Origin of the sequence: Paractinoplanes abujensis (assembly GCF_014204895.1) — a bacterium.
GTDB lineage: Bacteria > Actinomycetota > Actinomycetes > Mycobacteriales > Micromonosporaceae > Actinoplanes > Actinoplanes abujensis.
In genome coordinates, this window is the sequence record NZ_JACHMF010000001.1 from 7,559,737 (window position 1) to 7,584,228 (window position 24,492).

The following is a 24,492-nucleotide window of genomic DNA, read 5'->3' on the forward strand; positions in this document are numbered from 1 at the left end:
GGGGCAACCTTACGGGAGAGGGGCAGTTACGCCGTGTCACGAACGGGGGATGGCGGCGGTGTCACACCGGCCGCCCGGTGCTCCTGTCGTGAGGGCGCGCCCGGCGGGGTCGTGGCCGGGAAGACGAACCGGCGATACGACCAGAAACGGAACAGCGAGCCGGCGGCGGTGCCGACCAGCTGACCGGAGATGTTGTCCGCGAGCTGGGTCTGGAAGATCGGCGAGAGCTGGCCGAGACCGTAGTGACTGATCGCCAGGCAGGCCAGACCGATGCCGAGGCCGATGGCGTTGAGCACGAAAAACATCGTGTACTGCCGGGCCATGTGGGCGTGGGCGCGATCACGCCACGTCCAGAACCGGTTGCCCGCGAACGCGAACGTGGTCGCGATGACGGTCGAGATGGTCTTGGCGATCAGGGTCTCGAAGCCGGACTGCAGCAGCACGTTGAAGATCGCGACGTCGATCGCGAAGGCGATGCCGCCCACGGTGCCGAATTTGCCCAGCTCGCGAAACAGTGCCCGTAACCGGGGACGCAGGCCGGTCGGCTGCGTCGCTGATTCTTCGGGCACGTTTTCGAGCGTACCGGGGGCAGTCACTGACCGCTGTTTTCGTTGGCGAGTCTTAACCGCTGGACCTCGCATGGTGACGTTGCCGGTACGGAGGGTGGATCTCGCTGATCTCGGCGATCTCCGCAACTCTCTTCCGGCACTCACTGCACCACCTCAGATGTACGCGCATTCGATTGCTGTCCCGCGGGGCGAGGCGCCCGCGCAGGTGGACCCCGAGCCGGTCGCCGGCCCACCGGCATTCCGGGTGCTCGGCCGTCGTCACGTGCTGCTGCAGATAAAGGCTGCGCAGCCCTTCCCGCGCGCGGTGGGCCAGCACCGCCACCGCGTTGGGCGTCATGCCGAGCATCCCGGCGACCTCGGCTGGGCTGTTCCCTTCAACGGCCGTCTGCCACAACACGTCACGCCAGCGCTCCGGCAACTGGCGGAACGCGGCCGCCGCGTACGTGCGTTCCAGCCGGTCGAGCGCCGGGTCGGTGTAGGGCTGGCCCTCGTCGTACCGGGACAGATCGTCGGTGAATTCGAGCCGCCGGTCTCGCCGGGCCCGGTGGTAACAGACGTGCCGCATGGTCGTGTGCAGGTAGGCACGGAAGGCGACCAGGGGGCCGCGGCCGGCTCGCAGGGAGGCGAATACCTTGACGAACGTCTCGGCCACCAGGTCGTCGACGTCGGCCGGGTCGCTGACCAGTCCGTACGCCAATTGGCGGGCCGGCCCGCGGTGCCGCTCGTACAGGGTCCCGTACGCCGCGGTGTCGCCGGCCCGGACGGCGGCCAACAGGTCGGTGTCCGGTGGGTCGTGGTCCGGCATCGTCATTCCTGCCTCCTGCGGCGGGAGTAAGAGGAAAGCCCGATACCAACCAGCTTAAGCCGTTAGGTCCGTTTTGCGAAAGTCGAGCCGAGGGCGCCCAGCGGTGCTCTTGCGCGGAACTGCGTCGTTCTGCGAAGGATCGATCGTTCGTGCGCACGGAAGCCGAAGATTGTGTGGTTATCCACAGCTACTGCCTATGAACTGAACGTGTGTGCCGCCTAGGCTGAGCGCACTCCACCCAAGACCCAGGCCGGCTCCTACCGGCCTTTGTGGTCATTGGTCAATGCCGACCGAAGGAGAACCGCCTTGCCGCAGCCCACCGAGCACCGTCGCCTCCTCGCCTGGATCGAGGAGACCGCCGCCCTCACCACCCCCGACCGCATCGTCTGGTGCGACGGGTCGCCGGACGAGTGGAACGAGATCACGGATTCCCTGGTCGAGGCGGGTGCGCTCGTGCGTCTCGACCCCGAGAAGAAGCCGAACTCCTTCTGGGCCCGCACCGACCCCGGTGACGTGGCCCGGGTCGAGGAGCGCACGTTCATCTGCTCGGTCGACGAGGCCGACGCCGGGCCCACCAACAACTGGACCGATCCGGCTGAGATGAAGGCGACGATGACTGAGCTGTATCGGGGGTGCATGCGCGGCCGGACGATGTACGTCATCCCGTTCTGCATGGGCCCGCTCGACGCGCCGCAACCGATGTTCGGCGTCGAGCTCACCGACAGCCCGTATGTGGTGGCCAGCATGCGCATCATGACGCGGATGGGCAGCGCCGTGCTCGAGGCGATGGGTGACGACGCCGACTTCGTGCCCGCGCTGCACTCGGTGGGGGCGCCGCTCGAACCCGGTCAGGCCGACGTGGCCTGGCCCTGCAACGAGATCAAATACATCTCGCACTTCCCCGAGACCCGCGAGATCTGGTCCTTCGGCTCGGGTTACGGCGGCAACTCGCTGCTCGGCAAGAAGTGCTACGCGTTGCGGATCGCCAGCGTGGCCGCCCGCGACGAGGGGTGGCTGGCCGAACACATGCTGATCATGAAGCTGACCTCACCCGAGGGCCAGGTCCGCTACATCGCCGGCGCGTTCCCCTCGGCCTGCGGCAAGACCAACCTGGCCATGCTCGAACCCACCCTGCCCGGCTGGAAGGTGGAGACGGTCGGCGACGACATCGCCTGGATGCGGTTCGGCGAAGACGGCCGGCTGTGGGCCACCAACCCGGAGTTCGGCCTGTTCGGCGTGGCGCCGGGCACCGATTTCCACACGAACCCCAACGCCATGCGCACGCTGGCCCGCGGCAACTCCGTCTTCACCAACGTGGCCCTGACCGACGACGGCGACATCTGGTGGGAGGGCATGGGTGAGCCGCCGGCGCACCTGCGCTCCTGGCGCGGCGAGGACTGGACCCCCGGCTCGGACACCCCGTCGAGCCACCCCAACAGCCGCTTCTGCACGCCCATCGAGCAGTGCCCGATCCTGGCCGATGAATACCACGACCCGCGTGGTGTGCCGATCGACGCGATCCTCTTCGGCGGTCGCCGCAAGACGACGATTCCGCTGGTCACCGAGGCCCGCGACTGGGTGCACGGCGTCTATCTGGGCGCGACCCTGTCCAGCGAGACCACCGCGGCCGCGGTCGGGCAGGTCGGCGTGGTGCGCCGCGACCCGATGGCGATGTTGCCGTTCATCGGCTACCACGCCGGTGACTACTTCCAGCACTGGATCGACATGGCCAAGGGCGCCCCGGGCGACGCCGCCAAACTTCCCAAGATCTTCTACGTCAACTGGTTCCGGCGCGACGACGACGGCGGTTTCCTGTGGCCCGGCTTCGGCGAGAACAGCCGCGTCCTCAAATGGGTGGTGGAGCGGCTCGACGGCAAGGGCGAGGCGGTCGAGACCGCGATCGGGCACGTGCCCACGGCCGCGGCCATCGACCGTACGGGAATGAACCTGTCCGACGAGGCCCTGGAGGCTGCCCTGCGCGTCGACCGCGACGAATGGCTGGCCGAGATCCCGCAGGTCACCGAGTGGTTCACCAAGATCGGCGACAAACTGCCGGCGGTCCTGTGGTCCGAGTTGGACGCGCTGCGGGCACGCTTGCAGGACTGAGTGGTGGGGTAAACCCGCGGATGTGACGATCGAAGCGGGGCGGCCCCGCGTGCTGCGCGCGCTGACCGCCCTGCTGCTCACCACGGCCGTGGCCACCGTCGTGGTCGAGATCCTCAACTACTGGTACGCCCCCGCGCACGGCTTCGGCTTCGCGGTGCGCACCGGCTGGGCCCTGCTGCGCACACTGGGCTGGCTGCTGCTGATCCGCCAGGTCCGCCGGGACCGGGCCGTGGCCCGTCCGCTGGGCCTGATCCTGGCCGTCACCACGGTCTTCGCGGTGGGCCGCCTGCTCGTCCCGCGCTCCGGCCTGCCACCCTTGCCCGGCGTACTGGGTTTCGCGGTGCTGTTCCTGCTCTGCGTCACCGTGGTCGTGCTGCTTTATCGCCACCCCGTGGTTCGCCGGCATCTCGTCCGGCATCCCAACCGCCTGGTCCTGACCCGCGAGGGCCTCTCCGTGCGCGAGGCCGTCCCCCGGCGCGCGCCAGTGACCGGCTGGCTGCTGACCGCCCGGATCTCCGCGTTCACCTACAGCCCGCTGATGCTGGTCCCGTCCCTGATCTCGTTCGGCGAACTCCGCGACCGTCCGGAGTGGCTGCTCGCGGTGCTGTTCTGGCTGGGCTCGGGCATCGCGGTGAGCTACGCGGTGCTGCTGTGCACCTTCTTCCTGTTGCGCGGCAAACCAGCGGCGCGCCGCGCTCTGAGCTGGTTGACCCTGACTGTGCTGGTGTGGGACTTGCCGCTCTGCTACTTCCTGCTGGGGGTGGATGGCCTGGTCCGCGACGGCGCGCCGCTTCTGGCGGCCGGGATGCTCACCTGGTACGCGTTGCATCGAGCCGGGAGAGCGCCGGCAGACGCGTCCGCTCATGATCGAATGACCTGATGGAGCTGACTAAGCAGTTCAGCGGCGAGCAGTACGTCGCCGCGCTGGAATCGTGGTCATGGCTGGACCTGCACGGCAAGAGTCCTCGGTTCACTTCGCTGTTCGGCGATGTGTTCCTGGAGGACGAGAACGGCGCCTGGTGGTTCCTCAGCACGCTCACCGGTGAGCTGCATCCGGGCTGGCCGGACGGCGCCGCGCTGGCCGCCGAACTGGACACCGAGGCCGGCCAGGATGAATACCTGCTGGGCGCCTTGGCCATGGCCGCGTTTCACCGGCGTGGGCTCACGCTGGGCGATGACGACGTTTACGCCTACGTGCCACCGCCCGTCGTGACGGGCAAGTTCGACGTGGACCTGATCCAGGTGTTCAAGTTCTCGGTCGCGGTGAACATGGCCGGTCAGCTGCACCAGCAACTTCGGGAAGGCACCTGACAGATCGACCGGAACTGATCGGCGGGAGGGCTGAGCACATGCGACTGTTCGACGTGGCCGTAGTGGGAGCAGGGCCGGCCGGAGCAGCGGCGGCTCTGGCCGCCCGTCGTGAAGGGGCCGGCGTTCTGCTGCTCGACAAGGCGGCCTTCCCCCGCGACAAGACCTGTGGCGACGGCATCGCGGCCGAGGCCGTGACCGTCCTCGAAGAACTCGGCGTGCACGGCGTGACCGACGGCTACCCGCCGGTCGATCGTCTGCGCCTCGTCGCCCCCGGTGGCGCCGCGGTCGCCCGCCCCCTGCCGCGGGCCGCGCACACCGTGCCGCGCCGGGTTTTCGACGAGCGGCTCGTGCGGGCGGCCGTCGCCGCGGGGGCCGAACTGCGGCAGCACACGGTGCGCGACATCCGCGACGACGGCGACGCGGTCACGGTCGACGACCGGTTCCGGGCGCGCATGCTGATCGGGGCCGACGGCGCCGGGTCGGTGGTGCGGCGGGCGCTCGGTCACCCCGCCAACCCGCCCGGCCACCTGGCCATGGCGATCCGCGGCTACACCCGTACGGCCAACACGACCGAGCAGGTGATCGTGACCACCGAGCGGCGCTGGCCGGCGTACGCGTGGGAGTTTCCGCTCGGTGACGGCACCGCGAACGTCGGCTACGGCGAGGTGTTGCGGGGCGAGCCGCTCTCCCGGACGTACCTGCTGGAACGTCTCGACCGTCTGCTGCCCGGCCTCGACCCGCCGACCGCGGTCCGGGGTCACCACCTCCCGCTGTCGACCCGGCGTCCGCCGCCGGCGCATGGGCGCGTGCTGCTGGCGGGCGATGCGCTGTCGCTGATCAACCCGTTCACCGGTGAGGGCATCTTCTATGCGGTGCTGTCCGGTTCCCTGGCCGGGCGGGCAGCCGCGCGGAATACCGATTACCGGCGCGCCCTGCGGATGCGACTCGGCCGGCATCTGCGGCACTCGGGGTTGGCGGCTCTGCTCACCCGTCAGTCGCGGGTGGTCGACGCCGCGGTCGACGCGGCCGCCCGGGATGCTGCCGTTTTCGACCGGATGGTGGACCTCGGCCTCGGTGACGGGGTTTTCGATCTTCGCACTATCGGGCGCATCGTCTCCCGGTTGGGTCACCGTCATGTGGCCACCCCTTGAGTCGCTACCGGTGAGGGCTAGGGTTTGAGGCGATGAGTCTGCGGTCCTTGATTGTTACTCCGTTCTACCGCGTGTACGAACGGCGGCTGGCCGGCAAGCTGGCCGGTAAACCCGTGCCCCAGCACGTCGGCGTCATGTGTGACGGCAATCGCCGCTGGGCCCGCGAGATGGGTTTCGTCGACCCCAACGACGGTCACCGGGTCGGCGCGGCCCGGGTCAAGGAGTTGCTCACCTGGTGCGACCAGGCCGGCATCAAGCACGTGACTCTCTACCTGCTGGCCACCGACAATCTGCGTCGCCCGGCTGTCGAGCTCGACCCGCTGCTGAAGATCATCGAGGATCTCGCGACCGAGCTCGCCGAGGACGGCAACCCGTGGCGGCTACGGATGGTGGGCGCGCTCGACCTGCTGCCCGCTCCGACGGCGGTGGCGCTCAAGGCGGCCCAGGAGAGGACCCGCAACCGTACGGTCGGGGTCGAGGTCAACATGGCGGTGGGCTACGGCGGCCGGCGGGAGATCGCCGACGCGGTCCGCTCGCTGCTGCACGAGCAGGCCGCGGCCGGGCGCACGATCGAGGAGATGGCCGAGATCCTCGACGTCGAGCACATCGCCGAGCACCTTTACACCCGTGGGCAGCCCGATCCTGACCTGGTCATCCGCACCAGCGGCGAGCAGCGGCTCTCCGGCTTCCTGCTTTGGCAGTCGGCGCACTCGGAGTTCTACTTCCACGACGCCAACTGGCCCGATTTCCGGCGCATCGATTTCCTGCGGGCGCTGCGGTCGTACGGGAACCGGCAGCGCCGTTACGGAGCCTGATCAGAACTTCGTGAGGCCCTCGGTGAGGAAGGCCGCCACGGCGTCGGGCGACTCCAGCGTGAGATCGGCCGCGCTGGACACCTCGGCCCCCGTCTCGGGGTTGGCCACGGCCACCGCGACCCCGAAGAACGACGGGTCGACGGCCTCGCGGGCGCGCAGCGCGTCGAACGCCTTGATGTCGGACATGTCATCCCCGAAATACCACGCGCACCCGGCGTTGCGGACGCCCTCGGTGATGACCATGCCCTTGTCCTGATCGACCGGGGGCTTGAGCTCGACGACCATGCGGCCGCCCTGCACGCGCAACCCGAGTTTCTCGGCCTGCTCGTGGCCCCAGCGCTCGACCGTCGCGGCCAGGGCGGGCGCCGTGCGGTAGTGCAGGGCCACCGAGAGGCGCTTGTATTCCACCAGCGTCGGGGCGGGCAGCTCGGCCTTGGCCCGCTCGGCCAGGTCGGCCATCGCGGGCACCCAGGGCAGCGCGGCGGGCTCGGTGACGACCTCGCCGTCGTGCCACACCTCGAGGCCGTAGAGCCCGTAGAGGTCCACGTGCTCGAGCGACGAGAAACGCGAGCGCAGGAAGCTGACCGGGCGGGCGGAGACGATGGCCACCCGCTGGACGACCCCGGCCAGGCGCTCGAGGACGCCGAGGACGGCGGGTGCGGGCTGCGAGGCGTCCGGGTCGTCGGTGACCGGGGAGAGAACGCCGTCGAAGTCGAAGAAGAAGGTGGTCGAAGCGGCCTTGCCGGCGGTGAACGCCCAGGCCTCGTCGATGCTCAGCGGATGGGTCGGACGCGGAGTCTGTGCCACGTCGTCAGATTACCTGCCGGACGTCCCGATGCACGTCAGAGAAATTAGCCAAGAGTTGAGCGTCACCCGTTTTTACGTACTACCGCGTAGCGGAGTTGACCGCTAGCGTTTGAGTCATGGCACGGGGTCATCCCGAGCCAGCCGGCCGGCCCGGACCTGCGACAAGTGCGCCACGGGGCCCCGCAATCCGACCCCGTGCATGGAAACGGGCGCCGGAGGTGGCGGACCGCGGGCGTACCGGGTTGCACGCCCGCCGCTGGAGCAGGCCTGTGACATCTCGCCGTTCTGACGCCGACGTCTCTTCCCGCGACGCGGCCGTCGAAGTCTCCACAAGTCGAGCCCGAACGGGACGGCAGTCCCGAGACAGGCACGCTGACGCGGAACCGGCCCCTGAGGGCCGTGTTTTCGTTCTGGACACTTCGGTCCTGCTGTCCGACCCGGCGGCGTTCCGCCGGTTCACCGACCACGAGGTGATCATTCCCTTGGTGGTCATCTCCGAGTTGGAGGGCAAGCGTCACCACCCCGAGCTGGGTTGGTTCGCGCGGCAGTCGCTGCGCTTCCTCGACGAGTTGCGGGTCAAGTACGGCCGGCTCGATCAGCCGGTGCTCTGCAACGACGAGGGCGGCACTCTGCGGGTCGAGCTCAACCACGCCGACCAGAGTGTGCTGCCGCAGGGCTTCCGCAACGACTCGAACGACACCCGCATCCTGTCGGTGGCCCTCGGGCTCGCCGCCGAGGGTCGCGAGGTGACGCTGGTCAGCAAGGACATGCCGCTGCGGGTCAAGGCGGCGTCGGTGGGCCTGACGGCCGACGAGTATCGCCACGGCCAGGCCAGCGATCCCACCTGGACCGGCATGGCCGACCTCAAGCTGGGCGAGGACCAGGTCAGTTCCCTGTACGGCGGGGACGAGCTGGAGCTGGAGGAGGTCGAGCACCTGCCGTGTCACACGGGGCTGGTGGTGCATTCGTCGCGCGGGTCGGCGCTGGCCCGGGTCACGCCGGACAAAACCGTGCGGCTCGTGCGGGGTGACCGGGAGGCGTTCGGTCTGCGGGGCCGGTCGGCGGAGCAGCGGGTCGCCCTCGACATCCTGCTCGACGAGTCGGTCGGCATCGTCTCGCTGGGCGGCCGGGCCGGCACCGGCAAGTCGGCGCTCGCGCTGAGCGCCGGCCTCGAGGCCACCATGGAGCGCAACCGCCACAAGAAGGTGATCGTCTTCCGTCCCCTGTACGCGGTGGGCGGTCAGGAACTCGGCTATCTGCCCGGTTCGGAGAACGAGAAGATGTCGCCCTGGGCGCAGGCGGTGTTCGACACCCTGGGCGCGGTGGCCCACGCCAACGTGGTCGAGGAGGTCATGGCCCGCGGCATGCTCGAGGTGCTGCCGCTGACCCACATCCGTGGCCGCAGCCTGCACGACGCGTTCGTGATCGTGGACGAGGCCCAGTCGCTGGAACGCAACGTGCTGCTGACCGTGCTGTCCCGGATCGGCCAGGGCTCGCGGGTGGTGCTGACCCACGACGTGGCCCAGCGCGACAACCTGCGGGTGGGCCGGCACGACGGCGTCACGGCGGTGATCGAGGCGCTCAAGGGTCACCCGATCTTTGCGCACGTCACGCTGACCCGGTCCGAGCGGTCGCCCATTGCCGAAGTGGTGACCGACTTGCTCGAGGAAATTCCACTCTGAGTAGTGAGGGGAATCCGTGCCGTTAGTGCGGATTCCCCTCCGGAAGGATACGGTTCCGGCGGCTTTTCACCCGGTTTGAGCGGGAAATCGGTGTGAGCAAGTTCACAAGACCGCCTGGTCATTTCACATCCACTTCACCGTGAGCCATGGTGTCTGACGAGCGCCAAACGTGGTCACGGTGGTCGGAGATCGACTTCACCCCACAGTCCCGGCCCGGTTGGGTCGCGGTGCTCGCGGCACGGTCCGCCTGATCGGCGGGGCTGCCGCGTCATTGCCCCCGACGAAGGGATTCTTCGTGAATCGGCTCTGGAGCCGGGTCGGAGTACGAGTCACCGCGGTCAGCCTGCTGGTAGTGGGTGCGGCCGGCGGTATCTACCTCGGACAGGACCGGGAAGTCCAGCGCAGCGCCGAGGCGAGTGTCGTCGCGCAGATCGCCGTCGACGATTCGCAGCTGCTGCAGCAACGTCAGGCCGAGCACGCCGCCGCTCGTGCGTTCCAGCGCCAGACCGAGGCCAACGCCGCCGAGAAGGCCGCGTCCGCCGCGAAGGTCGCCGCCGGTAAGGCGCACACGGCCGAGCGCAAGGTGATCGCCCAGAAGAAGGCGGCCGCCGAGGCCGAGGCGAAGAAGAAGGCCGAGGAAGAGGCGGCCGAGAAGGAGTCCGGCTCGGATTCGGGCAGCACCCCGGAGTTCGACGGCGACATTCCCGCCTCCTGCAACGAGTTCAGCGGCAACCGGGCCACCGGCTGCGCGTTGATGCTCGATGCCGGCTTCAAGATCTCCCAGTTCTCGTGCCTCGAGAAGCTGTGGAAGAAGGAAAGCGGCTGGAACCACAAGGCCACCAACAGGAGCTCCGGCGCGTACGGCATCCCCCAGGCTCTGCCGGGCAAGAAGATGGCCTCCGCCGGCAGCGACTGGAAGACCAACCCGGCCACCCAGATCGAGTGGGGCCTCGGCTACATCGAGGGCCGCTACGGCACCCCCTGCAGTGCCTGGGGCCACTCGCAGGACGTGGGCTGGTACTAAGTAGACAGGCAATCGGGCAGGCCGCGCGGCGAACCGCGCGGCCTGTTCCTTTGTGATCAAATGCCGATATGGTCCGAAATGCCGTTTCGGTGATTCTGGTCTTACTGGTGACCGCCGTGCTGACGACCGACGCCCGGCCCGTGGAGGCCGGCGTGACCGTCAGGCCCGTCGTCGGTGGCCTGGTGGCGCCGCAGGGCAAGTTCCCGTGGGCGGTGCGGCTTTCGATGGGCTGCGGCGGCACCCTGACCGAGCCCCGGGTGGTGCTCACGGCGGGGCACTGCGTCGACGGCACCGGCCAGAACGACGGCATCGAGGTCACCGCGGGGGTTTCCGACCTCAGGTCCCGGAGCGCGCAGACCGCCCGATCCGAACGGGTTATCCGGGCCGAGGGCTTCGTCGACGAGGTGCACGGTGACGACTGGGCGGTGATCCGGCTCGACCGTCCGCTCGGCCTGCCCACCCTGCCGCTGGCCCAGGACCCGATCGGGGTCGGACGCTACGTCGTGATGGGCTGGGGTCAGACCCGCGAGGACTCCGTCCAGCAGGAACAGCGGCTGCACTACGCCACCGTGCCCACCGTGCCCGACGACAAGTGCGCGGCGGCGTACGAGAAGGCGGGGGTCAAGCTGGTGCGCGACGAGCAGCTGTGCGCCGGGTCGCCCGGGGTGGACACCTGCCAGGGCGACAGCGGCGGCCCGATGATCGGGCGCGGCCGGCACGGCGAATGGGTGCAGGTGGGCATCGTGAGCTGGGGCCTGGGCTGTGCTCGGGACGGTTATCCCGGCGTCTACACGCAGCTCTCGACGTTTCGTCCCGAAATCAAGAAGGCCATCCGGAAACTCAGAAATTGAGCGTGGTGTCGAGCTTCGCCGGCCGGACCCGCTTGCGGCGGAACAGGATCGCCGCGATGACGCCGCCCAGCAGGCCGAGCAGGTGACCCTGCCACGACACGGGCTGATCCGTCGGCAGGATGTTGTAGAGCTGATACCAGTACAGCAGGCCGATGAACGCGGCCACGCCGAAATTCCACCACGAGCGCTCGACCAGGCCCCGCATGACCAGCAGGCCGAGATAGCCGAAGATCACGCCGCTGGCCCCGACGACCACGCTGTTCGGGTCGCCCACGAACCAGACGCCCAGGCCGCTGACCAGCATGATCACGAACGTCGACCAGATGAACCGCTTGGTGCCGCCGGCCAGCGCGAACGTGCCGACCAGGATGAGCGGGACAGCATTGCCGTAGAGGTGGTCCCACCCGGCGTGCAGGAACGGGCTGAACAGCACGCCGTCGAGCCCGTCGACCCGGTGCGGGATGATGCCGCCGGCCACGTCGAGCTGGCCCGCGCCGATGCCGACGTCGATCGCCTCGATCAGGAAGAGCACCGGGATCACGGCGCACATCGTCACGAAGGCCCGGCCCAGCGACGCGTAGAAAGCGTCAGTGCCGAACTTGGCCTCTGCCTCGGCGCGCGCCTCGGATGCCCCGTAACTCATCATTCGATAGTTCCAGGCGATGGCGAGGCCCGCCAAACGGGCGGGCCTGCCACAGCGAATTCTCAGATTACGGGCTCGCCATCACCCAGCGTCACCGTCGGGAGGTGGCCGTCGAAGTCGACCGCCGAATACAGGGCCAGCTTCTCCAGGCGGTGGTACGAGTCGATGACCCGGATGGTGCCGCTCTTGGACCGCATGACGATCGACTGGGTGTGCGCGCCGCCCGAGCGGTAACGCACGCCCTTGAGCAGGTCGCCCGACGTCACGCCGGTGGCCACGAAGAAGCAGTTGTCCCCGGTGACCAGGTCGTCGGTGGTCAGCACCCGGTCCAGGTCGTGCCCCGCGGCCAGCGCCTTCTCGCGCTCGGCGTCGTCGCGCGGCCACAGCTTGGCCTGAATCATGCCGCCCAGGCACTTGAGCGCGCAGGCCGCCGTGATGCCCTCGGGCGTGCCGCCGATGCCCATCAGCACGTCCACGTCGGACTCGAGCCGGGCCGCCGAGATCGCGCCGGCGATGTCGCCGTCCGAGATGAACTTGATGTTCGCCCCGGCCTGACGCACCTCCTCGACCAGCGTCGCGTGCCGCGGGCGGTCGAGGATGCAGACGGTCACATCGGAGATGCTGGACCGTTTGGCCTGGGCGATCCGCTTGAGGTTCTCGGCGGTGCCGGCGTTGATGTCGATGACGTCGGCGCAGTCCGGCCCGACGGCGATCTTCTCCATGTAGAAGACGGCGCTGGGGTCGAACATCGCGCCCCGCTCGGCCACGGCCAGCACCGCCACCGCGCCCGGCATGCCCTTGCTCATCAGCGTCGTGCCGTCGATCGGGTCCACCGCCACGTCGACCTCGGGCCCGGTACCGTCGCCCACCTGCTCCCCGTTGAAGAGCATGGGCGCCTCGTCCTTCTCGCCCTCACCGATCACCACGACGCCGCGCATCTGAATCGAGTTGATCAGTTTGCGCATGGCGTCGACAGCCGCGCCGTCACCGCCGTTCTTGTCGCCGCGGCCGACCCAGCGGCCCGCCGCCATCGCGGCGGCCTCGGTGACGCGGACCAGGTCGAGGGCGATGTTGCGGTCGAGATCCTGCGGGAACCGTGCGGGCATGGGCGCCTCCTCGCGACGATGCGGGGCCGGTGGATGACCCGATCCTCACACGTCCGGATGCGCAAAGTCCCGCGTCAGCGACATGGTTAACAATGGGTGAGTGGAACCCGCATCGCCCGCCGCACCCGCGCCCGCCCCGGCCGACCCGCCGGCCCCGGCCGACCCGCCCGCGCGCCTCGGCCGCGGTGAGGGACGCTCGCCCAAAGACATGATCATGTCGCTGGCCGTCCTGCTGATCCCGATCGCGCTGCTGCTCACCTTCTATCGGCTGGTGCTCGACGGCGACAAGCCGGTCTCGGTCGACGCCGCGCCGACGTTCCAGGAGGCACAGCGGGCCGGCCTGTTCCCCGTGCTGACGCCCGCCGCCCTGGGCGACGACTGGCACACCTCGACCGCGACCTTCCGCCGGGCCGAGAACGGCGCGACGCTGCGGGTCGGCTACGTCGACCCCGACAAGGACCCGGTGCAGTTGGTGCAGAGCAACGTGCCCTCGGCCACGCTGCTGCCCACCGAACTGACCAAGGGGGCCGAGCGGGTCGGCACCTTCCGCTCCACCGCCGGGGTGTGGCAGCTCTACAACACCCGGCCGGGGGAGCAGGCCCTCGTGCTGACCGACCAGACCCGTACGGTCGTGGTCATCGGCAAGACCGACGTCGACAACCTGGAGACGCTGGCCGGCGCGCTGAAGCCATAAGGCCGGATCGGCCTCAGCTCTCGCTGCGAGCCGCGCGGGCGGTCTCGATCCGCTCGCGGGCCCCGTCGAGCCAGCGCTGACAGACGTCGGCCAGCTTCTCGCCGCGCTCCCACAGGGCCAGCGACTCCTCCAGCGAGCTGCCGCCCTGCTCCAGCCGCTCGACCACGGTGGCCAGCTCGGTGCGGGCCTGCTCGTAGCTCAGTTTCTCGTCACTCACTCGTTCTCCCGTACGGCTGCTCGCAGCTCACCCTCGGCGAGCCGCACCCTGACCACATCGTCGGTCTTGACCTCGTCGGCCGCGCGCACCACGTGCCCGTCGGCGCGCTGCACGATCGCGTAGCCCCGCTGCAGGGTGGCCGCCGGGGACAACGCGCGCAGCCGGGCCACCGTGTGCCGCAGGTCGTCGTCGGCCCGGCGCACCCGGTGCTCGAGGCTGCGCACGGCCCGGTCGCGCAGCGCCGTCACCTCGGCCGCGCGCTGGTCGATCAGCTGCTCGGGGCGGGCCAGCGAGGGCCGCGAGCGCCACGACTCGATGCGGTGGGCCTCGCGGTCGATCAGCGTCAGCACGGCCCGGTCGAGCCGGCGCCGGGCGTGCTCGATGAGCTGCGTCTCCTCGCCCAGGTCGGGCACGATCCGCTTGGCCGCGTCGGTCGGGGTGGAGGCGCGCAGGTCGGCCACATAGTCGAGCAGCGGCGCGTCGGTCTCGTGGCCGATCGCGCTGACCACCGGGGTGCGGGCGCCGAAAACGGCCCGGCAGAGCGCCTCGTCGCTGAACGGCAGCAGGTCTTCCACGCTGCCGCCGCCGCGGGCGATCACGATGACGTCGATCGTGTCGTCGTTGTCGAGCACCTTGAGCGCGTCGATGATCTGCGGCACCGCGGTGGGACCCTGGACCGGCACGTTGACCACCCGGAAGTCGACCGAGGGCCAGCGGCGGCGCGTGTTCATCAGCACGTCGCGCTCGGCCGCGCTGGCCCGGCCGGTGATCAGGCCGATCCGCTGCGGCAGGAACGGCAACCGCCGCTTGCGTTCACGGGCGAACAGGCCCTCGGCGGCCAGCAGCTTTTTCAGCCGTTCGAGGCGGGCCAGCAGCTCGCCCAGCCCGACCTGACGGATCTCGTCGGCGCGCAGGCTGAGGGTGCCGCGGGCCGGATAGAACTCGGGCTTGGCGTGCAGCGTGACCCGGGCCCCCTCGGCCAGCTCGGGCGCGCCGGAGTCGAGCACGTCGCGGTGGGCGGTGACGGTGAGGCTGAGGTCGGCCGAAGGGTCGCGCAGGGTCAGGAAGACGACGCTGGAGCCGGGGCGGCGGCTGATCTGGGCGACCTGACCGTCGACCCAGACCCAGCCCAGCTTGGCGATCCAGGCGCTGACCTTCTGACTCACGACGCGCACCGGCCACGGCTCGTCGGCCGTGCTCTTGGGAGGCGCGGTCGGCGGCGTCGCGGTCGGCTCACTCACCCGGCCAGACTACGGAAGCCCTCCGACATTCTCGTCGTCCGCCGCCCGGGACCGGTCCGGTCGGGCGTGCCTGCCGGTGCTGCGGGGCTCGGCGTGCCCGGCGGGCCGCCCCCACGGCGACTCGGCCCGGCGCGGCCTCGTCGTCGGGGCCGGGGCCGGGCGTACCCGGGCCACCAGCAGCGCGACGACCACCCCGGCGCAGAGCCAGAAGACCAGATCGGCCACCGTACGCCCGGGGTCGAACCGCCACCCGCCGGGATCACGGGCCAGCATCGTGAACGGGAAGCCGTGCCGGTTCGCATATCCGCCGGAGCAGCACTCCACCGCCAGCGCCGGTAGTGCCGTCCCGATCAGCCCGGCCAGGGCGACCGCGAGACCGGTCAGCGCCGCGAACCCCGGCAGTGGCCGTCCGGCCCGGCCCGGGCCGAGCAGCAGCACGCCGGTGACCAGCAGCATCACGTGGAAGGTGACGTACGTGGCCGAGGTGAGACCCATGGCCAGGTTGAGCACGCCGAGCGCTGCACAGGCCCATCCGAGGATCAGACGCAGCGTCGCGATCGTCGAGGCGAGGGTGCCGGGTTCGTCCTCGGCGGCCTGAGGCATGGATCCGAGTATCGGCCGAAAAGGCGCCGGTCATCGGCGGTTCGCCCGACTTACCCCCGGTGGGCCACCCGGCGGATCAGCACCACCGCCACGACCAGGATCAGGCCCACGTACGACCAGATCAGCAGGTCGGTGGCGAGCGAGACCAGATCGGCCGACCAGGGACTGGTCCGGGCGACCCGGAAGGCTGTGCCGGGGTCGTCGGCCACCGCGCCCCGCTGGGCCCACTGGAACGGCCAGCCGCGGTCGGTGATGTACGCGAACATGCAGCACGTCTTCGAGCGCACGACGAGCAGGCCGGCCGCCGTGCCCGCCACCGCGGTCCCGGCCATCACGGCTGCGGTCGTCCGGCGGGGCAGCCGGATGCGGTGCGGCATGAGCAGCACGAGCCCGCCGAGCGCGAGCACGGTGCCCACCGCGGCGTCGACGGCCGCGCTGGCCGAGTGCACGTTGAGCAGGATCCACAGCAGGCCGAGGACCAGCGAGGCCCCGCCCAGCAGAAAGCGCAGCGCGTTCCCGGTGACCACCCACCACGGATCCAGTTCGACCGCTTTGTCCCGCCGATCCTCGTCAAGCACCCGACGAGTATCCCGGTCGGCAGCGTCCGGGTCGAGGGGCGCTGTGGCGCTGATCGCAGCCGAGCCGGGTGTCGGCCCCGGCACGTACCATGGCCGGGTGAGCGAACCTCGTAAGCGAGTCCTGCTGGCCAAGCCGCGCGGCTACTGCGCGGGTGTCGACCGTGCGGTGCAGACCGTGGAAGAGGCGCTGAAGCTCTACGGCGCCCCGGTCTATGTGCGCAAGCAGATCGTGCACAACAAACACGTGGTCAGCACGCTCGAGGCCGCCGGCGCGATCTTCGTGGAGGAGAACGAGGAGGTCCCCGAGGGTTCGACGGTGGTCTTCTCGGCCCACGGCGTCGCGCCCGAGGTGCACGAGCAGGCCAAGGAGCGCAACCTCAAGGCCATCGACGCCACGTGCCCGCTGGTGACCAAGGTGCACCACGAGGCCAAGCGGTTCGCCAAGGACGACTACGACATCCTGCTCATCGGTCACGAGGGCCACGAGGAGGTCATCGGCACGTCCGGCGAGGCCCCCGCGCACATCCAGCTCGTCGACGGTCCCGACGCGGTCGACCAGGTCGTGGTGCGTGACCCCGCGAAGGTCGTCTGGCTGTCGCAGACCACGCTCTCGGTCGACGAGACGATGGAGACGGTGGCCCGGCTCAAGACCCGGCTGCCGCTGCTGCAGTCGCCGCCCAGCGACGACATCTGCTACGCCACGTCGAACCGCCAGCACGTGGTCAAGGAGATCGCGCCCGAGTGCGACGTCGTGATCGTGGTCGGCTCGACCAACTCCTCCAATTCCGTCCGGCTGGTCGAGGTCGCACTCACCGCCGGCGCCCGCGCCGGTCACCTGGTCGACTACGCCTCCGAGATCCAGGAGGAGTGGCTCGAGGGCGCCACCACGGTCGGCGTCTCGTCGGGCGCCAGCGTGCCCGACGACCTGGTCATGGAGGTGCTGGCCTTCCTGGCCGAGCGCGGCTTCGGCGAGGTCACCGAGTTCACCACGGCCGAGGAACGCCTGACGTTCTCGCTGCCCCAGGAGCTGCGCCGCGACATGAAGAAAGCAGCTGCGTCTAGCTGAGTTCCGGCGCCTGGGGCTGGCGCGGGGCCACTTCGAGCTGGATGGGAGCGGGAATCTCGTCGTCCGAGACGCCCATCTCGGCCAGCTTGCGCGCGCTGACCAGCACGCGTGATTCCAAGGAGCCGACTGCCCGGTTGTACGCCGTGACGGCTCCACCCAGCGACGCGCCGAGCTTGCCGACGTGGTCGCCCAGCGTGGCCAGCCGGGCGTGCAGCTCGCGGGCCAGGCTGTGCACCTCGACGGCGTTGCGGGCCAGCTCCTCCTGCCGCCACGAGAACGCCACCGTGCGCAGCAGCGCGATCAGCGTGGCCGGCGTGGCCAGCACCACGTTGCGCCGGAACGCGTGTTCCATCACCGCCGGGTCGTGACGCAGGGCGGCGTCCAGGAACGGGTCGGCCGGCACGAACAGCACCACGAAGTCGGGCGCCGACTCGAACGCCGTCCAGTACTCCTTGGCCGCCAGCGCGTCGACGTGCAGGCGCAGGTGCCGCGCGTGCTGGTCGAGAAAGCCGTCACGGGTGCGCTCGTCACGGGCCTCCAGCGCCGACAGGTAGGCCTCCAGGGGCGCCTTGGCGTCCACGACCACGGTCCGGCCGCCGTGCAGCTTGACGATCAGATCGGGGCGTACGCCGGAATTGTCCGTAGCCGCCGTGACCTGCTCAGCGAAGTCACAGTGTTCCAGCAGGCCGGCCGCCTCCACGATGCGCCGCAGCTGGTGCTCGCCCCACCGGCCGCGCACCTGGGGCGTACGCAGGGCCGACACCAGCTGCTTGGTCTCGGTGCGCAGCTCGCCGGAGACCGTGCTCATCGCGCGCACCTGCTCGCGCAGCTCGGCGTACGCGTCCACGCGGTCCCGCTCCAGCTCAGCAACCCTCTCCTCGTAGCGGCGCAGCGTCTCGTGCAGCGGCGCCACGGCCCGCGCCACCGCCTCCTGGGACTGCGCGGTGGCCTCGTACGACAGTGACCGCAGCGACTGCTCCAGCCGTTCCTCACCGTCGGCCCGGGCCTGCACCGTGGCCTCGAGCCGTGCGATGTCGGCGGCCGCCCGCAGCCGTGCGGCCAGCCAGCCCAGGGCACCGCCGACGGCCAAGCAGACAAGCACTACGAGCAGCGTCGAAACAGTCACATACCGGAGCCTGCCAGACCGTGGTCGCGAGAAATGCGCGGGTACCGTGGAAACATGAGCGTGTTGCTGATTCTCGGCATCGTCATTGTCGTCCTTCTGGTGATCCTCCTGGCCCGGCGCAGCGGCGCGGCGTCGCAGCAGACCCGGCTGGAGGACGCGCGCGCCGAGGCTCAGCGGTGGTACGAGCGGCTCGGCGGCCAGCTGATGAATCTGCACGGCGACGACGCGGCGGCCCGCCAGGCGCTGTCCGACGCGGGCGAGCGTTACAACGCGGCCGGCGGCCAGTTGCAGCAGGCCAACTCCGTGAAGCAGTACGAGCTGGCTCGCGAGTCGGCGCTCGAGGGCCTGCAGTACGTCCGGGCGGCGCGCCTGGCCATGGGCATCGACCCCGGCCCCGACCTGCCCGCGCTCGCGGCCGCCCAGGGCGCCGGTCAGCTGACCAAGGAGCGCGAGGTCAACGTGCAGGGCCACGCGTACAAGGCGGGTCCCCAGCCCGGCGCCGACACGCCCTATTACTACCCCGGCGGCCGTGTCCAGGGCCGTCCGGTGCCCGCCGGGTGGTATTCGACGCCGGTCTGGAAGACGGCGCTGGGCGCGGGTGCGGGTGTGCTCGGCGGCATGCTGATCTTCGACGCTCTGCTGTCACCCGGTTTCGGCGACATGGGTTACGGCGACGGCTTCTCCGACGGTTACGCCGACGCCGCGCAGGATTTCGGTGGCGATGGCGGCGACATGGGTGGCAATGACTTCGGCAATGACTTCGGCGGCGACTTCGGTGGAGATTTCGGCGGCGGCGGAGATTTCGGGGGCGACTTCTAGCCGTCGGCCGGCAGGTATTTGGCCAGCTCGCGACGCAGGCGGCGCGGGCTCGGCCAGATCTCGCTGAGGTCCGCGGTGAACGACTGCCCGTCCACCGTCTCGGCCAGCGCGGGCGGCCCGGCCTCCTCGCCCTGCACCGGATGCACCACGTCGAGGTCGACCGGCGTCACCTCGAGCAGGTTCTTCAGGCCCTCCCGCCGTACGGTCACGTGTTTGATGTCGGCCCAGTCCAGCAGGATCGGATCGCTGTCCTGGGCGGCCAGTTCCAGCCCGCCCGCCGACACCCGCACCCAGGTGGTCAGCGAGCCGCGGGTCGAATACGTGTAGGCCCCGGCGGCCAGCCCGGCCACCACGGCCGCCTGCAGCGCGGTCTGCCACCAGCGATACCCGGCCCCGCCCTCACCGAGCAGCGCGGCCAGCGGCGCCACCACGGCGAACGACAGCATCAACAGCACAAAGAGCGCGAGGAACGTCCGCACCGGCGACGACTTGAACAGCACGGCGTCGCGGGCGGGCGCCTCGACCTGCTCGGGCGCGATCGGCATGCTTTCATGCTGCCCTGCCACGGGCCCCGGGTCCGGCGAAATCGCCAGAGCCGGGGCCCGTGGGACATCAGAACGCGCTGGCGATGACCAGCTCGGGGGTGCGGCCCGGCAGCATGTCGAGCTTGGCTATCCGCCCGGCCGCCTTGAGGTCGCCCTCGACCAGCGCCAGCCGCTCCAGCAGGTCGGCCGGGCCCAGCGCCTCGGCCAGCGGCACCTCCGCCTTCATTGACAGCTTGCGGTCCGACTTGGCCCGCCGGACCTGCCGCAGCGCCTCCCCGGCCAGGTCGAGCAGCGAGGCGTCACCCGCACCGGCGACCCGGGTGAGCTCGTACGAGGTGGGCCAGGTCGACTGGTGGACCGAGCCGTAACGCCACCACGACCAGACCTCCTCCGACACGTACGGCAGGAAGGGGGCGAACAGCCGCAGCAGCACGGACAGCCCCGCCGCGAGCGCCGCCCGGGCCGAGTCGGCCGCCGGCCCCTGTGCGTACGCCCGTTCTTTGACCAGCTCGATGTAGTCGTCGCAGAACGTCCAGAAGAACGCCTCGGTCGTCTGCAGCGCCTCGGTGTGGTCGTAGCGGTCGAACGCCTCGGTGGCGGTGGTGACCACCGAGGCCAGCCGGGCCAGCATCGCCCGGTCGAGCGGCTCGGTCACCGGCTGCCGCAGCGCCTCGGCCGCGCCCAGCCCGAGCGCGAACTTCGACGCGTTGAGCAGCTTGGTCGCCAGCCGCCGCCCGACCTTGATCTGGGCCGGGTCGAAGGCGAGGTCGGCGCCGGGCCGACCGTTGGCCGCCCAATAGCGCACGGCGTCGGAGCCGTTCTGTTCGAGCAGGGCCATCGGCGTGACGACGTTGCCCTTGGACTTGGCCATCTTCTTGCGGTCGGGGTCGAGGATCCAGCCCGACAGGACGGCCGAGCGCCAGGGCAGGACGCCGTTCTCGAGGTCGGCCCGCAGAACGGTGGAGAACAACCAGGTGCGGATGATCTCGTGGGCCTGCGGGCGATGGTCCATCGGGAAGACCCGGCGGAACAGGTCCTCGTCGTCGTGCCAGCCGCCGACGATCTGCGGCGTCAGCGACGACGTGGCCCAGGTGTCCATGACGTCGGGGTCGGCCGTGAAGCCCCCCGGGACGTCGCGCTGGGACTCGTCGAAGCCGGGCGGGCATTCCGACGAGGGGTCCACCGGCAGTGCCGCTTCATCCGGTATGAGAAACTTGTCGTAGTCCGGTTCGCCAGCGTTGTCGAGCCGGTACCAGATCGGGATGGGCACGCCGAAGAACCGCTGCCGGCTGACCAGCCAATCACCGGTCAGGCCGTTGACCCAGTGCTCATAGCGGTGCCGCATGTGCTCGGGGAACCAGCGCAGCTCACGGCCGCGCTCGATCATCTTCTCCCGGATCCCGGAGTCGCGGCCGCCGTTGCGGAAGAACCACTGCCGGCTCGTGACGATCTCGAGCGGCGAGTCACCCTTCTCGTAGAACTTGACCGGGTGCGTGATCGGCCGCGGCTCGCCCAGCAGGTCACCGGTCTCGGTGAGGATACGGACGATCTCGCGCCGGGCTGCGTTGACGGTCAGGCCGGCGAAGTCGCGATAGGCCGCCTCGGAGACGCCGGCCGGGCGGTCGGGCAGGAACCGGCCGTCGCGCCCGAGCACGACCCGCGTCTCCAACTGCAGGTCACGCCACCAGATGACGTCGGTCAGGTCACCGAACGTGCAGACCATCGCGATGCCGGTGCCCTTGTCCTTCGCGGCCGCCGGGTGGGCCAGGACGGGCACCTCGACGTCAAAATAGGGCGTGCGGACCGTGGTCAGGCGCTCGTAGCGCTCGTCACCGGGGTGATACACCAGCGCGACGCAGGCCGGCAGCAGCTCGGGCCGGGTCGTCTCGATCTCGACCGGGCCGTCCGCGCCGTGGAAGCGCAGCCGGTGGTAGGCGCCGGGACGTTCCCGATCCTCCAGCTCGGCCTGCGCGACAGCGGTGCGGAACCCGACATCCCACAATGTCGGGGCCTCGGCCGTGTACGCCTCGCCGCGCGCCAGGTTGTTGAGGAAGGCACGCTGCGAGACGGTCTGGGACCGCCGCCCGATCGTCGTGTACGTCATGGCCCAGTCGACTGACAGTCCCAGCCGCCGCCACAGCGCCTCGAACGCCTTCTCGTCCTCGGCGGTGAGCCGGCCGCACAGCTCGACGAAGTTGCGCCGCGAGATCGCGATCGGCTGCTTGGGCGGGCTGGCCGGCGGCTGCCACTCAGGGTCGTAGGGCAGCGCCGGGTCGCACCGGACGCCGTAGACGACCTGGACCCGGCGCTCGGTCGGCAGGCCGTTGTCGTCCCAGCCCATCGGATAGAAGACGGCCTTGCCGCGCATGCGCTGGAACCGCGCGACCGTGTCGGTGTGCGTGTAGGAGAAGACGTGCCCCATGTGCAGCTCGCCCGATACGGTCGGCGGAGGCGTGTCGATCGCGTATACATCCGCCCGCTCCTTCGAGCGGTCGAACGCATACGTGCCCTCCTCCTGCCAGGTGCGCGCCCACTTGTCCTCGAGGCCGTCGAGCGACGGCCGCTCGGGCAGACCGGCGCGCCCGGTCGTTCCCGTATCAGTCATGGCAGGAATGCTACGGCCGCCCGCACCGAAACGACTTGTGATTAAGCCGCGGCCTGCTCATGGTCGAGCAGAAGCCGCTTGACCGGCAGCCCCCAGCGGTAGCCGCCGAGCGACCCGTCGGTGCGTAGCACCCGATGGCACGGCGTGAACAGGGCCACCGGGTTGCGCGCGCAGGCCGCGGCGGCCGCCCGGATCGCCGCGGGCCGGCCGCTGAGCCGCGCGAACTCCGAATAGGTCACCGGAGCGCCCGGCTTGATCTCACGCATGACCAGCCACGCGTGGCGCATGAACTCGCCCCCGCTGAACTGCTCGACCACCACGGCGTCGAGCGCGGCCCGGTCGCCGTCGAAATAGGACCGGACGTGCCCCGCCACCGGGCCCACGTCGTCGGCCGGCTCCGCCGGGTCGCGCAGATCGGGGTGGATGAGGGGAATGAGCTCGCCCACGTCGTCGGTGAAACCGGCCGCGCGAACGCCTCCGGTGTCGCTCACCACGACGGTGAACGCGCCGGCCGGGGTGTCGAGCGTGCGGTACTTCAGCATGATGTCCTCCAGGGGGTTGCGGCACAGTCTGGCTTCTCGGCGACGACCGTGGGGAAGGCCTGTGGATAACTCAGCTCGCTCTCCACAGGCGGATGAGCGCGTACGACCGCCACGGGCGCCACCTCTCGGCGTACGAGGAAAGGGTCTTGGGGTTGCCGGGCAGGCCCAGGGCCTCGGCGCCGCGGCGAACCGCCAGGTCAGTGGGGAGAAAGACGTCCGGGTCGCCGATCGCGCGCATCGCCACGTAACCCGCAGTCCACGCGCCGATCCCGGGCAGCTCCATCAGCCGGGCGACGGTCTCGTCGCGATCGGAGCCCGGGTTCAGGTCGAGCTTGCCGTCGGCGACCGCCTCGGCCAGCGCGCGGATCGACTCGCGCCGCTTCACCGGCATCCCGAACGCGGAGTCGGGCAGGTCTGCGATCTCGGCCGCGCCCGGGAACCCGACCAGGCCGTCCGGCGTCCGGAACGAGCGGATCAGACGGCCCAGCGTGGTGCGCGCGCCGGACACACTGACCTGCTGCCCGACGATCGCCCGGACCGCCGTCTCGAAACCGTCGACCGAGCGGGGCACCCGTACGCCGGGCTCCTTCGCCACCATCTCGGCGAACGCGGGATCGGCACCCAGAGTGGCGTCGACGGCCTCCGGATCGGCGTCCAGATCGAAAAGCCGGCGGCAGCGGGCCACGGCCGGCGCCAGATCGCGCACGTCGCTCAGCCGCAGCGTGGCCGAGACCCAGCGCTCGGCCGGGGTGAGCGTGACGGTCGCGCTTCCGTGCGGCAAGGACAGACCCCGCCCGTACGAGTTCCCGTCGCGCCGCTCGATGCCGGGCAGCGCGCGCATCTCGAGGAAGTCGAGCAGCGACGGGATGTGCAGCGGCGAACGGTACGCCAGGCGCAGGTTGATCGTGCCCGCCTCGGCCCGCGCGATCGGGCGCTTCTCGCGCAGCTTCCCCGGCGCCTGCGCGTAGACCTCCAGGATCGTGTCGTTGAACTGCCGCACGCTGCCGAAACCGGCCGCGAACGCGATCTCGGACAGGCCCAGGTCGGTCGTCTCGATCAGGATGCGCGCCGTCTGCGCGCGCTGCGCCCGGGCCAGCGCCAGCGGACCGGCGCCCAGTTCCGCGGTGAGCAGGCGGTTGAGGTGGCGCTCGGTGTAGCCGAGCCGGCTGGCCAGGCCCGGCACGCCCTCGCGGTCGACCACGCCGTCGCCGATCAGCCGCATTGCGCGCCCGACGAGATCGGCCCGCACGTCCCACTCGGGCGAGCCGGGCGCGGCGTCCGGGCGGCAGCGCTTGCAGGCGCGGAAACCGGCGCGCTGGGCGGCGGCCGCGCTCGGGTAGAAGCGGACGTTCTCCCGCTTCGGGGTCAACGCCGGGCAGGACGGGCGGCAGTAGATGCCGGTGCTGGTCACCGCGGTGCAGAACCAGCCGTCGAACCGCTGGTCCCGGCTGTCCACGGCGCGGTAGCACCGCTCGAAGTCCAGTTCCATGTTTGGGATTCTGCGCGGCCGGCCCCTTAGACGTCTGGCGGGATTCGGACATCAGCCTCGTCTGTCAACTTTGGTTGACGAGCGGCATCGTGTCAAC

The 24,492-nt window shown here is 70.3% G+C and carries 25 protein-coding genes; 11 read left to right on the forward strand and 14 right to left on the reverse strand.

The genetic code is table 11. From position 1 onward, the window contains the following. Window positions 1-26: 26 nt before the first annotated feature. Window positions 27-641 carry a GtrA family protein gene (locus BKA14_RS34720; RefSeq protein ID WP_184954985.1) on the reverse strand — a complete coding sequence of 205 codons (615 nt, stop codon included), beginning with the start codon at window positions 639-641 and terminating at the stop codon, window positions 27-29. Next, window positions 622-1,380, reverse strand: coding sequence for a sigma-70 family RNA polymerase sigma factor (locus tag BKA14_RS34725; RefSeq protein ID WP_184954986.1), 759 nt, complete (start codon window positions 1,378-1,380; stop codon window positions 622-624). The genes BKA14_RS34720 and BKA14_RS34725 overlap by 20 nt, the downstream gene beginning before the upstream one ends. A gap of 270 nt (window positions 1,381-1,650) precedes the next feature. Here BKA14_RS34725 and BKA14_RS34730 point away from each other — a divergent pair, with 270 nt between their 5' ends. From BKA14_RS34730 to BKA14_RS34750, 5 genes are read left to right on the forward strand one after another with little or no spacing between them, the layout of a single operon-like run. Beyond that, complete coding sequence (locus BKA14_RS34730) at window positions 1,651-3,480, forward strand: phosphoenolpyruvate carboxykinase (GTP) (RefSeq protein ID WP_184954987.1); 1,830 nt, start codon at window positions 1,651-1,653, stop codon at window positions 3,478-3,480. Between the two features lie 22 nt (window positions 3,481-3,502). Beyond that, complete coding sequence (locus BKA14_RS34735; protein WP_184954988.1) at window positions 3,503-4,360, forward strand: hypothetical protein; 858 nt, start codon at window positions 3,503-3,505, stop codon at window positions 4,358-4,360. Beyond that, window positions 4,360-4,791 (forward strand): hypothetical protein, encoded by a 432-nt coding sequence (locus BKA14_RS34740; protein WP_184954989.1) that lies wholly within the window; start codon window positions 4,360-4,362, stop codon window positions 4,789-4,791. Before BKA14_RS34735 ends, BKA14_RS34740 begins: the two co-directional genes overlap by 1 nt. A 38-nt stretch (window positions 4,792-4,829) precedes the next feature. Next, window positions 4,830-5,942, forward strand: a complete 1,113-nt coding sequence (locus BKA14_RS34745; RefSeq protein WP_184954990.1) for an NAD(P)/FAD-dependent oxidoreductase — start codon at window positions 4,830-4,832, stop codon at window positions 5,940-5,942. 32 nt (window positions 5,943-5,974) lie between these two features. Then, window positions 5,975-6,757: an isoprenyl transferase gene (locus tag BKA14_RS34750; RefSeq protein ID WP_184954991.1), complete on the forward strand. Its 783-nt coding sequence runs from the start codon at window positions 5,975-5,977 to the stop codon at window positions 6,755-6,757. Here BKA14_RS34750 and otsB read toward each other — a convergent pair whose 3' ends face one another. After that, complete coding sequence (gene otsB / locus BKA14_RS34755; protein WP_184954992.1) at window positions 6,758-7,564, reverse strand: trehalose-phosphatase; 807 nt, start codon at window positions 7,562-7,564, stop codon at window positions 6,758-6,760. Window positions 7,565-7,833: 269 nt separating this feature from the next. Here otsB and phoH2 point away from each other — a divergent pair, with 269 nt between their 5' ends. The 3 genes from phoH2 (at window position 7,834) to BKA14_RS34770 (ending at window position 11,121) form a co-directional block, all read left to right on the forward strand. After that, the gene (gene phoH2 / locus BKA14_RS34760; RefSeq protein ID WP_184954993.1) at window positions 7,834-9,246 is read left to right on the forward strand and encodes an RNA 5'-3' helicase PhoH2; all 1,413 of its coding nucleotides are present in this window, start codon (window positions 7,834-7,836) and stop codon (window positions 9,244-9,246) included. 295 nt (window positions 9,247-9,541) lie between these two features. Then, window positions 9,542-10,270 (forward strand): aggregation-promoting factor C-terminal-like domain-containing protein, encoded by a 729-nt coding sequence (locus BKA14_RS34765; RefSeq protein ID WP_184954994.1) that lies wholly within the window; start codon window positions 9,542-9,544, stop codon window positions 10,268-10,270. An 89-nt stretch (window positions 10,271-10,359) separates the two neighbouring features. Then, a complete protein-coding gene (locus BKA14_RS34770; RefSeq protein ID WP_311776117.1) occupies window positions 10,360-11,121 on the forward strand; it encodes a S1 family peptidase in 762 nt (253 codons plus the stop codon). Here the strand turns inward: BKA14_RS34770 and BKA14_RS34775 are convergent. Beyond that, window positions 11,111-11,764, reverse strand: coding sequence for a rhomboid family intramembrane serine protease (locus tag BKA14_RS34775; protein WP_184954996.1), 654 nt, complete (start codon window positions 11,762-11,764; stop codon window positions 11,111-11,113). The genes BKA14_RS34770 and BKA14_RS34775 overlap by 11 nt on opposite strands. A 62-nt stretch (window positions 11,765-11,826) precedes the next feature. After that, entirely contained in the window at window positions 11,827-12,870 is a 1,044-nt protein-coding gene (gene glpX, locus BKA14_RS34780; protein WP_184954997.1) for a class II fructose-bisphosphatase, read from the reverse strand. A gap of 100 nt (window positions 12,871-12,970) precedes the next feature. On the opposite strand from glpX, the gene BKA14_RS34785 reads away from it, so the two are divergent. Next, window positions 12,971-13,564 carry a DUF4245 domain-containing protein gene (locus BKA14_RS34785; protein ID WP_239092572.1) on the forward strand — a complete coding sequence of 198 codons (594 nt, stop codon included), beginning with the start codon at window positions 12,971-12,973 and terminating at the stop codon, window positions 13,562-13,564. A gap of 13 nt (window positions 13,565-13,577) precedes the next feature. Here the strand turns inward: BKA14_RS34785 and BKA14_RS34790 are convergent, their stop codons facing one another. Genes BKA14_RS34790 through BKA14_RS34805 form a run of 4 tightly spaced genes read right to left on the reverse strand, consistent with a single transcriptional unit; the run spans window position 13,578 to window position 16,203 of the window. Beyond that, the gene (locus BKA14_RS34790; RefSeq protein ID WP_184954998.1) at window positions 13,578-13,781 is read right to left on the reverse strand and encodes an exodeoxyribonuclease VII small subunit; all 204 of its coding nucleotides are present in this window, start codon (window positions 13,779-13,781) and stop codon (window positions 13,578-13,580) included. Further along, a complete protein-coding gene (gene xseA / locus BKA14_RS34795) occupies window positions 13,778-15,022 on the reverse strand; it encodes an exodeoxyribonuclease VII large subunit (protein WP_184954999.1) in 1,245 nt (414 codons plus the stop codon). The genes BKA14_RS34790 and xseA overlap by 4 nt, the downstream gene beginning before the upstream one ends. 9 nt (window positions 15,023-15,031) lie before the next feature. Further along, complete coding sequence (locus BKA14_RS34800; protein WP_184955000.1) at window positions 15,032-15,625, reverse strand: hypothetical protein; 594 nt, start codon at window positions 15,623-15,625, stop codon at window positions 15,032-15,034. A gap of 50 nt (window positions 15,626-15,675) precedes the next feature. Beyond that, window positions 15,676-16,203: a hypothetical protein gene (locus tag BKA14_RS34805; protein WP_184955001.1), complete on the reverse strand. Its 528-nt coding sequence runs from the start codon at window positions 16,201-16,203 to the stop codon at window positions 15,676-15,678. Window positions 16,204-16,255: 52 nt separating this feature from the next. On the opposite strand from BKA14_RS34805, the gene BKA14_RS34810 reads away from it, so the two are divergent. Continuing rightward, entirely contained in the window at window positions 16,256-17,269 is a 1,014-nt protein-coding gene (locus tag BKA14_RS34810) for a 4-hydroxy-3-methylbut-2-enyl diphosphate reductase (RefSeq protein WP_308441167.1), read from the forward strand. Here BKA14_RS34810 and BKA14_RS34815 read toward each other — a convergent pair. Then, window positions 17,262-18,395, reverse strand: a complete 1,134-nt coding sequence (locus BKA14_RS34815) for a DNA recombination protein RmuC (RefSeq protein ID WP_184955003.1) — start codon at window positions 18,393-18,395, stop codon at window positions 17,262-17,264. The two genes, BKA14_RS34810 and BKA14_RS34815, sit on opposite strands and share 8 nt — an antisense overlap. A gap of 54 nt (window positions 18,396-18,449) precedes the next feature. Between BKA14_RS34815 and BKA14_RS34820 the strand changes: the two genes are divergently transcribed. Next, on the forward strand, window positions 18,450-19,214 hold the full coding sequence (locus tag BKA14_RS34820; protein ID WP_184955004.1) for a hypothetical protein: 765 nt from the start codon (window positions 18,450-18,452) through the stop codon (window positions 19,212-19,214). On the opposite strand, the gene BKA14_RS34825 is transcribed toward BKA14_RS34820, so the two are convergent. From BKA14_RS34825 to BKA14_RS34840, 4 genes are all read right to left on the reverse strand, one after another. Then, window positions 19,211-19,759 carry a hypothetical protein gene (locus BKA14_RS34825; protein WP_184955005.1) on the reverse strand — a complete coding sequence of 183 codons (549 nt, stop codon included), beginning with the start codon at window positions 19,757-19,759 and terminating at the stop codon, window positions 19,211-19,213. The two genes, BKA14_RS34820 and BKA14_RS34825, sit on opposite strands and share 4 nt — an antisense overlap. Window positions 19,760-19,826: 67 nt before the next feature. Beyond that, window positions 19,827-22,364 (reverse strand): valine--tRNA ligase, encoded by a 2,538-nt coding sequence (valS, locus tag BKA14_RS34830; RefSeq protein ID WP_184955006.1) that lies wholly within the window; start codon window positions 22,362-22,364, stop codon window positions 19,827-19,829. Between the two features lie 41 nt (window positions 22,365-22,405). Then, window positions 22,406-22,906, reverse strand: coding sequence for a methylated-DNA--[protein]-cysteine S-methyltransferase (locus tag BKA14_RS34835; protein WP_184955007.1), 501 nt, complete (start codon window positions 22,904-22,906; stop codon window positions 22,406-22,408). A gap of 70 nt (window positions 22,907-22,976) precedes the next feature. Continuing rightward, a complete protein-coding gene (locus tag BKA14_RS34840; protein ID WP_184955008.1) occupies window positions 22,977-24,395 on the reverse strand; it encodes a DNA-3-methyladenine glycosylase 2 family protein in 1,419 nt (472 codons plus the stop codon). Between the last annotated feature and the right edge of the window lie 97 nt (window positions 24,396-24,492).

Coding starts and splice junctions, on each gene's coding strand:
- BKA14_RS34720 (WP_184954985.1), bottom strand. CDS start 641: ATGCGAGGTCCAGCGGTTAAGACTCGCCAACGAAAACAGCGGTCAGTG.
- BKA14_RS34725 (WP_184954986.1), bottom strand. CDS start 1,380: ATGACGATGCCGGACCACGACCCACCGGACACCGACCTGTTGGCCGCC.
- BKA14_RS34740 (WP_184954989.1), top strand. CDS start 4,360: ATGGAGCTGACTAAGCAGTTCAGCGGCGAGCAGTACGTCGCCGCGCTG.
- BKA14_RS34745 (WP_184954990.1), top strand. CDS start 4,830: ATGCGACTGTTCGACGTGGCCGTAGTGGGAGCAGGGCCGGCCGGAGCA.
- BKA14_RS34750 (WP_184954991.1), top strand. CDS start 5,975: ATGAGTCTGCGGTCCTTGATTGTTACTCCGTTCTACCGCGTGTACGAA.
- BKA14_RS34775 (WP_184954996.1), bottom strand. CDS start 11,764: ATGAGTTACGGGGCATCCGAGGCGCGCGCCGAGGCAGAGGCCAAGTTC.
- glpX (WP_184954997.1), bottom strand. CDS start 12,870: ATGCCCGCACGGTTCCCGCAGGATCTCGACCGCAACATCGCCCTCGAC.
- BKA14_RS34800 (WP_184955000.1), bottom strand. CDS start 15,625: ATGCCTCAGGCCGCCGAGGACGAACCCGGCACCCTCGCCTCGACGATC.
- BKA14_RS34820 (WP_184955004.1), top strand. CDS start 18,450: ATGAGCGTGTTGCTGATTCTCGGCATCGTCATTGTCGTCCTTCTGGTG.
- BKA14_RS34825 (WP_184955005.1), bottom strand. CDS start 19,759: ATGCCGATCGCGCCCGAGCAGGTCGAGGCGCCCGCCCGCGACGCCGTG.
- valS (WP_184955006.1), bottom strand. CDS start 22,364: ATGACTGATACGGGAACGACCGGGCGCGCCGGTCTGCCCGAGCGGCCG.
- BKA14_RS34835 (WP_184955007.1), bottom strand. CDS start 22,906: ATGCTGAAGTACCGCACGCTCGACACCCCGGCCGGCGCGTTCACCGTC.
- BKA14_RS34840 (WP_184955008.1), bottom strand. CDS start 24,395: ATGGAACTGGACTTCGAGCGGTGCTACCGCGCCGTGGACAGCCGGGAC.